Origin of the sequence: Pseudomonas mosselii, assembly GCF_003205295.1 — a bacterium.
Taxonomy (GTDB): domain Bacteria; phylum Pseudomonadota; class Gammaproteobacteria; order Pseudomonadales; family Pseudomonadaceae; genus Aquipseudomonas; species Aquipseudomonas mosselii_B.
Genome location: NZ_QJRP01000064.1, coordinates 1 through 8,366, shown reverse-complemented (window position 1 = coordinate 8,366; position 8,366 = coordinate 1). Strand labels below are relative to the sequence as shown.

At 56.8% G+C, this 8,366-nt stretch carries 4 protein-coding genes and 1 tRNA gene; 1 reads left to right on the top strand and 4 read right to left on the bottom strand.

Translation table 11 applies throughout. The features are described 5' to 3' along the window. Positions 1-652: 652 nt before the first annotated feature. The 4 genes from DMX06_RS25810 to DMX06_RS25795 form a co-directional block, all read right to left on the bottom strand. The gene (locus DMX06_RS25810; RefSeq protein ID WP_110739956.1) at positions 653-904 is read right to left on the bottom strand and encodes a hypothetical protein; all 252 of its coding nucleotides are present in this window, start codon (positions 902-904) and stop codon (positions 653-655) included. A gap of 468 nt (positions 905-1,372) precedes the next feature. Continuing rightward, entirely contained in the window at positions 1,373-6,151 is a 4,779-nt protein-coding gene (locus tag DMX06_RS25805) for a DUF3320 domain-containing protein (RefSeq protein ID WP_110739955.1), read from the bottom strand. A 798-nt stretch (positions 6,152-6,949) separates the two neighbouring features. Then, positions 6,950-7,025: transfer RNA gene (locus tag DMX06_RS25800), tRNA-Thr, on the bottom strand. Positions 7,026-7,083: 58 nt separating this feature from the next. Then, positions 7,084-7,494: a pilin gene (locus DMX06_RS25795; RefSeq protein ID WP_062575174.1), complete on the bottom strand. Its 411-nt coding sequence runs from the start codon at positions 7,492-7,494 to the stop codon at positions 7,084-7,086. Between the two features lie 227 nt (positions 7,495-7,721). Here DMX06_RS25795 and DMX06_RS25790 point away from each other — a divergent pair. Beyond that, the coding region (locus tag DMX06_RS25790; protein ID WP_181427906.1) for a type II secretion system F family protein at positions 7,722-8,366 on the top strand (645 nt) is incomplete at its 3' end.

Sequence of the window (8,366 nt, the reverse complement as noted above, 5' to 3'; positions counted from 1 at the left end):
GAGACATTGGCCAATACCTAATGGGCCACTACAACTGGATCCGGCCGCATCAGTTCAACGATGGACTGGCTCCAGCGAAAGCAGAAGAAAAACTCAAAACCGTGTCCGGGATGAGTTGACCACTACAAAATGAAGACTGCGTATTTATTGATGACTTGATGACTCGTTACTCAGTATTTGAGCATGCTCAATCTGACGAGAAGTCCAGCAGCACTCTTGAACTCGATGTCTTTGAAGCCGACGCGATTGCTTTGCAGAAATGGATAGCGGAGTTCGTAACGAGAGCCGCTTGATGTGCTGAATAGAAGGTCAGAATCGAGTACAGCTCTCTGATTCTGACCTCAGCAGATACTCTCTCGGGCTGGTGGTGTCCGGACTGTTGACTGTCAGTGCACCGCCCTCCTCACCACTTGAGATAGTGGCAAGCAGAGAATGCCTATTTTTTTACAGGGCAGTTTCTTGCATCGTGATTTCTGCCATTACAGATGCTGCAGCGACGAGCGTCAGGACAAGTTTGCGCGTTGTGCCCAGACTTGTTGCAAACAGAGCAGCGATTAACATTGGGGCAATTTCTTAACGTGTGGTTTCCCGCACCACAAGCACTACAGGACATAAAACTTCCTCGCAAAAATCTTTGGGGGTTGAGTGAGCACTAGCTGTTCGCCAAAAGCCTTTTGATCGACTCTGGATCGTGTCCTCTATTTTTCAGTTCGCTATGCGCCGCGCCTGCTTTTAGAGGTGAAGAGTTACGCTCGTTTTTCACAATTCTCAAGAGCTCACTATCAGACAAGGTAGGCATCATCTCCTTGTATTCCCGAGAGCGATCCCCAGCGGCCTTCGCTTCCTGCACTGCGTATGCTCCGGCCTTCTTTGCAAGCGATCCAGCTTTATCCCAGAAGCCCATATCCATCTCCCTATCGACTGATCAAAACTGGGGGTAAGCACATAATGGCCTAATGGCACTATACTGTCAGCGCCATCACCACGCAATCATCCTGCCGATCAGGGTGAGCCCTCCTTGACCGGTGGCAAGGCGTTAGATTCAAAGACGGGACGTCAATCGAGAGACAGGCATCCGATTTCAAAGCATCGGTAAAGGACAGCGCAGGCAGAATTCAAGGCTATTCAATCACTAGGCATCATGGCTCAACGTAAAAAATTCAGCTCTTCTCGCATGCGTCACTGATCTGAATCGCCCCCGATTTCTCAGACGCGTCCAAGCCTCAAATTCGAGCCTTGGTAAACGTCCGCTTCTGGCCGTAGGCAGAGTCTGGCTAGGGCCTACCATGGATCGGTCGGCACCTCTGAATATGGCTAGCCATTCGTACTCATATCAGGAGGTGCTGGCTCATATTTCCCTAAGTATAAAGGGTCAAGACGAAGTAACTGGAGTCACCACCCCATCAACCATTCGCAAACGCCCGCTGTTGATCAGAACAACAATTCTTTCGTCAATAACCCCAGCAATCTTCGCCGTTGCCCGTCCAAAGCCCAGAAGCGCTAGCGCTCCTGAGGTAACGTCTTCCCGACTCATCGAGAATCCTAAGGTGACCGTTTCTACAAGTGCCTGATCAAGCTCTTCCGGGGCGACCCATTCCACCTTACGTTCCGAAGACTCAAAATGGGCCCGACTACGGATAGGGATAGCATTGCTCTCAGCTGAATACATGAAGCCACCTCGTCCGTGAAACAACCTGTGCTGCACGCCAAGACGAATAGCCTGCTCGACCGCGTTAGTAATCCTAGAGCCAGCCCGTGTCACACCGAACGCCTCCATGAGTCGGCGAGTGACTTCGGTGGTATGCACCGGAGCTTCAATCTCCACCACGGTACGAATCATCTGCATCAGGTGCTCTGGCTTTACCTGATGGAGTTCATCCAGAGAGGCTACGGGTGCCAGGCGAGCTTTCACGTACTGCCTGCTTGCACTCGGCATAGCTTCAACGGCCGGCGCATCCCGGAAAATCTCATGCTTGGTTTCTGGCGCCACCTCGGGAAGCGCATGCCGCCTCTCGGCGATCCTGACACGAGCCGCTTCGATTGCTGAAACGACGCGTGTGATTTCCTGGTGAGGATTGCGGAACCAGTCCGTGCTCCAGATCCTGTGGAAGTTCCAGCCCAGCCCCTCCAGAACGCCTTGGCGTAGGCGATCACGGTCCCGCGCCGATCGTGAGCTGTGATAAGCAGCGCCATCGCATTCGATTGCCAGGACATAACGTCCCAAATATTCAGGATCCTTGACGGCAATATCAATGAAGTAACCTGCAGTTCCTACCTGCGGCTCCACCACGTAGTTTCGGTCTCGCAGCGCCTCAATCACTTCCAGCTCGAACGGCGAGTCCGCTGCTTTACCGGTCTCGCATGCGACTTCCAATTCGCCTGTCTCAGCATACTTGAGGAAGTTTTTCAGTGCCCTGACTCCCTGGGAAGCGCTGGAGTCGAGTTCAAGCTCTTCGGCCTTGAAATTGCAAAACACGCGCATAGCCAGTTTGGCCCGGGTGATTAAAACATTGAGACGGCGGTGGCCGCCCTCTCGGTTTACCGGACCGAATTCCTTGGCGATGCGGCCGGACTCGTTACGCCCATACCCAATGCTGATGAATATCTTGTCACGCTCATCACCCTGAATGTTTTCCAGGTTCTTGACGAAGAATGGCTCACTCCCCTGAGCTGTAAAGAACGCTTCTGCTTCCGGCGCCTGACGACGCAGCAACTCGATTTCCACCTGGATAAGATCACGTTGCGCCACGCTGAAGGCAGCCACTCCTAGCGATAAGTCGGGCGTGCGAATCGCGTGTTCCATGACAGCTTGCGCGACAGCCTTGGCCTCCCCCTTGTTCGTGCGGGTACGGCCTCGGTCGTAGACCGCCTCGGGCAAGTAGTCGAAGCTGATGCCCGTGGCATCGGGATGCTGACCTGCGGATGGGAAGACCACCAGTTTGCTGTCGTAGAACTCAACGTTAGAGACCGCGATCAACGACTCGTGCCGGCTCCTGTAGTGCCAGCGCAAATAGCGCTCTTGGCTACCGGCGGCCTTGAACATGCTCAGGATACTTTCAATATCGGCGGTAGCGCCCTCTTCGTCATCCATATCAACATCACGACTGAAGAAGTCGGTAGGCGGCATCTGGCGGGTGTCACCCACGACCACGACCTGCTTGCCGCGCATGATGGCGCCAAATGCATCGACAGCCTTCACCTGTGAAGCTTCGTCGAACACCACTACGTCGAACTCGACTTTGCCTGGCGGGAGGAAGTTGGCGATCGACATGGGGCTCATCATGAACACCGGTTTTATTTGCTGGATCGCTCGCCCCGCCTTCTCGATCATTTGCCGGATCGGCATATGGCGGCGCTTTTTGTTCAGCTCGGCTCGCAACACCGCCATCTCACCAGGCTGGTTGATATTGGGCATCCCCTCCCACGCCTGCTTGGCCAGGGACGTCTGAGCGTGATTGAGGGAGGCGAGATCGAGCGACTTGAAGCGCGCAATCTGGTGCTCATGCTTGATCCGATCAAACTGCTGAAGCGCAGGGTTATGGGCGTACACCGATTGCACCAGGCCTGCGTACCAAGAAAGGTCCAGAATGGCAGTCAGGCTATCGTGCTGGTCGCTACTGATGGCGATGCCAAGCAGCTCGCCCAGGTTGGCGGTGAGCATTTGCCCCGCGAGCACGTTGAATCGCGAAATCTGGTAGAGCGCGGTGAGATTGCCCTGCCATTCATGCAGACGCGCCTCGAGAGTAGCCAGAGAGAGTTTCCTGACATCAGCCTTAGCATTCTCCTCCTGCATGCCGGTTACTTCCAACGAATCACGAATCGCTTTGTCCAGCCCGCTGACATGCAGCTCTACGTCAGCGACCGCATCGCCCAACCCTGTGGCATCGGCATGTCCGGCCAAGAAGGCGATGATGCCCTGTGGAATCTGCCCATGGCCCAGGTCGTCATGCAGCTGGATAACCCAGGCACTCAGGCGCTCAAGCACGAGCCAATCTGTCTTCTGCCGTTGCCACTGAGCGCCAAATAGCGCGCTACCCAAGGCTTCGTGCTGGTCATACACCTTCTTGTTCTGCTGGTAGGTCAAGACCGCGTCGACTAGCTCCAGCATGCCTGCATTGCTTTTCGGCAATACCTCGCGGACTAGCCCTTGCAATCGAGTACGCGAGGCGCGGAAGCGCCCCGAAAAAACTCTCCACCATTTGTCGCCGTAGGCCTGCAGGTTCTGACGAACCTCCAGCAGATCCTGTTCCCAAGCCGCATCGATCAAATGTTTGTCGAACTGATCACGACAGGTAGACATCCTCCCGCCCGCCTCAAGCAATTCGCGAATGGAGTCGCGACGCGACTGCCATTCACCAGTGGATATCTTGATGCCCTCAAGTCGCGGGGCCTCCGCCGCACGGCGTGCTGCACGGCAGACTACATCGACGTCCGCCAAGGTGGCCGGCTGGGTCAGCATCAATCGCTCGGAGAGCGCGGTAGTGGCGGATTGCAAGGCACTGAGATGGGAGATCGCAGACTGCAACGCGTCATTGGCAGTGCTTTGTTCGATGGGAGAGAAGAAGGTCCGCTGGCTGCCCCAGAACGGGCTACGATCAGGCCGCCCCATCACGTTGAGGTGGAGCACCAGCTCTTCGACCAACTCTCGCTGCTTTTGCTGTTGGGTAAAGCTCCAGCAGGCCATTGGCCCAAACGGGATCACGGGTAGCCCGGGATGAACTCGCTTCAGCTTCAGGTAACGACCAAGCACATCGAGAAAGGGCAAACCACTCGCCCCAGCCGACGCACTGACGGCTTCGCAATAATTATTGAGGGAGTCTTGCAGCTCTTTCAGGCTGGCCAAGTCTCCTTCTGCGCCTTTAGTCACTGGCCGCCCTTGGTTCAGGGTTCGCCCCAACTCTTTGAGAACGGATTGCTTGGTCGATTTGTGGGAATGCAACTCGAGTACGGCGTCGCCGAGATGGCTTTCATCCAGGCGGCGCTTCACCACCTCCAGAGCCGCCATCTTCTCGGCAACGAACAATACCGTTTTCTTCTGCCCGATCAGCTCGGCGATGATGTTGGTAATCGTCTGGGACTTGCCGGTACCCGGTGGACCCTGAATGACTAGGTTGGAACCTTCGCGCACTTCCAGGATTGCCTCGGTCTGGCTGCTATCGGCGTCCTTGACGAAACGGACCTCACCCGGCTTGATCACCGAGTCGATATTCACGTCCTCTGAATATGCCGCGCGCTGATCGCCGAAGCCTGCACCCAACAAGCGCTTCATCACTGGGTTGGCATCAGGTTGCTTGTCTTCTGGCCAACTTTTCGGATCGAGATCCTTGAACATCAGGAACTTGCCGAACGAGAAAAAGCCCAGTGCAATTTCGTTACTGGCGACCTTCCATCGTGATTGTTTGCTGACCACAGCAGCAACATCGCTGAAAAAACGATCCAGGCTGCTGTCGTCAGCATCGAAGGTGTCTTCGTCGACCGCACAAGAACTCAGGTCAAGGCCAAAGTCTGTCTTGAGCTTGGCGACCAGGGATAAGTTCGGCATCAGCTCGTCACCAGAGTACCTCAGCTTGAACGCATCCTTGGCCCCGCTGCGTTCAAGGGTGACGGGCAGCAGGATCAAAGGCGCCTTGCGCAAGTTTTCAGAGCTGTCGGCCTCGTACCAATGCAGGAAGCCAAGGGACAGGAACAGCGTGTTGACGCCCTGCTCCTCGATAAACCCTTTGGCCTCGGTATGGATTTTCAATAACTGGAGGAAAAGCCGATCATCTTCGATGGCGGTCTGCAAACGCGTATCGAGATGACGGCGAGCCTTGCCCGTTTCATCCTCGCCTGCATCGCCTATGGCGGCATTCCATTGCAGAGTATCGAGCTCATACAACAACTCTTCATCGCCGGGGGTGTCACTATCCTCCGCCCCCTCCTCTGCCGACTTGGAGGCCTTGACCAGTTCCGCCAGTTTCTTGCTAGCGATTGGCGCAAAGGTCATGGCCTTTTCCTGACGATAGAGAGTCTTGAAGACCTCTTCAGACTGCTCATCGACCACCATCAGAGTCTTGGCGGTCTTGCGGAAATTGAGCATGTTGTTGCGAAGCCCGATATCCAAAAGCTCTTTGCGACTGCTTTGTAGCTTCTGGCCGATCACTGCATTCATAGGAAAACCTGCTATCTGAATTTGCACATCAACGGCTTTGATCGTGTCTGTGGCCTAGAAAAATGCCAGTGGAGAAACTGCCCACATGGGCCCCGTCACCGGAGGCTCGGCAATCATGTCTAGCGAGCAGTCAGTCAAAAGTATGAGCCTATGGCGGAAATCTCATCACGTGCAACGACTGCTAGGCTTGGCTTGCTAGATTCACGAAGATCAGGGAGAGGACGGAAGCGGTTGAGGCAGTCGAGTGACTACTCTGGAGCGCCCGTCCCTGGAACTGGTGAAGCTAGTGTCCTTATGCCAGCAACATATCTGCAGCATGAATTCAGGTAAAGAATTAAGTGATTTACGGTCATAGCATCAAACCTTGGTGTGGGCAGACCACGTGGAACCAAAGTCGGTGAAATCATGATCGATTGGGCAAAAGAAAAGGCGACCCTTGTGGGGTCGCCTTCGGATGGTAATGAGGCTGTAGTCGCAGCGATTCTTTAGTTTCCGGATCTACGATCCTTAAGGTCAGAACCCAGTCAAATCAACGGCCATATGGTGGGGCCTATCGACTGTCCTTACGTCAGTGAGCGCCAGCTTCACTGCTGCCGGATTCGGGGGGCCAATTACTGGCAAGCCATGCCCAAACATGCGCGGTTGCAGTCCTCGGTGCTCATCCTCGAAGATTTGCCTGGATAGGTCAAACCACCGGTATTCGGTAATTTGTTTCAGCAGACGACTCGATTGCCCTGGGCCGATCATCTTTTTCGAGACACAAAAAAGGCCTGCATCGCTGCAAGCCTTCTTGATATCTGGTGCCGGAGACAGGAATCGAACCTGCGACCTTCGCGTTACGAGTGCGCTGCTCTACCGACTGAGCTACACCGGCGTGTTGCGCAACGTACCATTGCCGTGTCCGTTACGCAAACCCCTGTTTCACCTCACTTTCACGGCGCCTTGCAGCCATTCGGCGCGAGGTCTTCCTCCACCGTGGTCACGCAACTCCACCCCGCCTGGGTACGGGCCAGGGTCACGGTCTTGCCCAGCACATTGGCCGGTGCGTCGGCCAGGGTGCAGGCGATGCTGGCGGTGCCGTCGGCCGCCGTGCCACTGGCGGTGATCGCGCAATGGGCGGTGGCGGGCTGGCCGCCGAGGCTGGCGACGTCGGGCACGTCCTTGCCTTCGTTCAGGCGGATGTCCATCGGCGTTTTCAGCGCGGAGATTTCCAGCAGCGCCGCCGCGGCTTTGGCGCGGGCCTGGTGGTTGGTGTACATGGGGATGGCGATGGTCGCCAGGATGCCGATGATCGCGACGACGATCATCAGTTCGATCAGGGTGATACCTCGTTGCCCTTTCATGAACGGTCTTCCTTCGTAATACATGGAGGCGCGGTCGGCGCATGTTCATCTTTTCGGCGCCCCAGCCGGCAGGCGCGCAGTAGGCCTGAACCGACACCTTTTGTCACCCCTGCACGGCAGGGCGTCATCTTCGCTGAACTACTCTAGTGAGCGTCATGGAAACGCGCCCGCCCTCGGGCCCGGCAAGCTGTTACGGGGCTTGTCGCCGCACTGCAAAGGATCTTCGCATGCCACCGTCTACCCGCCTCTACGCCTGGGAGGGCATCGATGCCTCCGGCGCTCGTCAACACGGCCAGCAACCGGGGCGCAGCCCGGCGTTCGTGCAGGCCTGGCTGCAACGCCAGGGCATCCGGGCCACGCGGGTGAGGTTGGCGGGTGGGTTGCAGTGGCGGTGGCCGCAGCGGGCGGGCAAGCCGGATGCGCCGGGGTTCAGTCGGCAGTTGGCGACCTTGCTGACGGCGGGGGTGCCGTTGTTGCAGGCGTTCGAGGTGATGGCGCGCAGCACGGTGGACAGCGGCATGGCGGCGTTGCTGGCGCGGTTGAAGCAGGATGTGGCGGCGGGGCTTGGGCTGGCGGAGGCGTTGCAGCGGCATCCGGCGTGGTTCGATGCGCTGTACTGCAACCTGGTGCGGGTGGGCGAGCAGTCGGGCACGCTGGACCGGCAGCTGGAGCAGATGGCGGGCATGCTGGAGAAGCGCCAGGCGCTGCGGCAGAAGGTGCGCAAGGCGATGCTGTATCCGGCGCTGTTGCTGCTGACCGGGCTTGGGGTGGCGGCGTTGTTGCTGCTGGAGGTGGTGCCGCGGTTTCAGGGGCTGTTCGCCAGTTTCGACAAGGCGCTGCCGGCGTTTACGCAATGGGTGATCGATTTATCC